Here is a 1,337-nt window from a genome sequence, read left to right on the forward strand (position 1 = left end):
AAAACCAATCCCTTTCAAACGTAATAAAACCGCACAACGACAAGCGCTATGCGGTTTCTATCACCAACCATCCTTGTTTACGTTATGCTATACCCAATCCCAAGACATAGTATAACTGTTAGGCATCCAGCCTTATCATCCGTAATGAGCAATCCATCCCTGAAACAATTTATAAACAATCTACAAATACCAATCCCTAGTATTAAACATAGTATCGTCAAACTGTGCAGTGGGTCTATAATCGCAGATTGCCCCTTGCTTAGTAAGAGGTTGAAACGACATTTTCTGTAAGCATAAGCTTACAGAAAATGTTCAAGGTATTTAAGGCTCTATTGTTGCTTGTGTTGTTTGCAGTTTTTCTTTAGGACTGAGCGTCGCTTTTGGATCAGCGCTTAGCATTAAATAAGCCGCCTCGCTGATAAAGGCTTCGTCCTCTGGTAGCTGCGGACGTTCATCAACTTTCATTTTGCTGCGCTCTTCAAATTTTGCATCCATGGCTGCTTGATAAGTATCCCAATTGGCATATGGACTCTTACCTGTCGCTATTAAACGTTTATTCTCAGCTTGCAATGAGCGCTGCTCAATCAACTCCATCTTCGCTCGGCGACTATTTATATCCAAATCAATGGGCTTTTTTTCATCATCCATATCGCGTATGTCATTTAGAGTAGATAGATAAACAAACTGCGGATTTTGCTGTTGACGTATTTTCGATTGCTGGTTCAAGGTGGCAAGCGTGTCTGAAGCAAACTTACCTTCAGGCTTATATGCCGCTGTTTTGATAGTATCCCATGGTAGCGCTTTTTTCTGTGCGCGCTCACCAAAGGTAGCGTCATCATAAATATTGACCAGCTCTACATCAGGTACAACCCCTTTATTCTGTGTACTACCCCCTGTAATACGATAAAACTTACGCTGAGTTAATGTTGCAGAACCCAGCGCTAGATTGTCCAGCTGAATCTGTGCAGAGCCTTTACCTGTCGTTGTGCTACCAACCACCAAACCTCGGCCATAGTCCTGTATCGCTGCCGCGAAAATCTCACTAGCAGACGCTGAGGCTAAATTTGTGAGTACCACTACCTTGCCATCATATAGCTGTTTACCACCATCATCATCGCGATATACTTGGACATTGCCACGGTTATCGCGTATTTGTACTAATGGCCCACCTTTGATAAATAACCCTAGCATCTTTGCTACTTCATCCAAAGAGCCGCCTGGATTGTTACGCAGATCCACCACCAGACCATCGATATTTTCTTTATTTAGGGCTTTGATTGCCTTTTCAGTATCAACACTGACACTACGATAATCTTCACCATTGCGCCGCGCACGAT

General features: G+C 43.0%; 1 protein-coding gene. It reads right to left on the reverse strand.

Going from position 1 to position 1,337, the window contains the following annotated elements; all coding sequences use genetic code 11:
* Positions 1–321: 321 nt before the first annotated feature.
* Positions 322–1,337 (reverse strand): carboxy terminal-processing peptidase (locus ACS8FD_RS14805; RefSeq protein ID WP_439276416.1); only part of this gene is annotated, 1,016 nt, incomplete at its 5' end.

The sequence above is a fragment of the Psychrobacter sp. 1U2 genome (genome assembly GCF_051847575.1).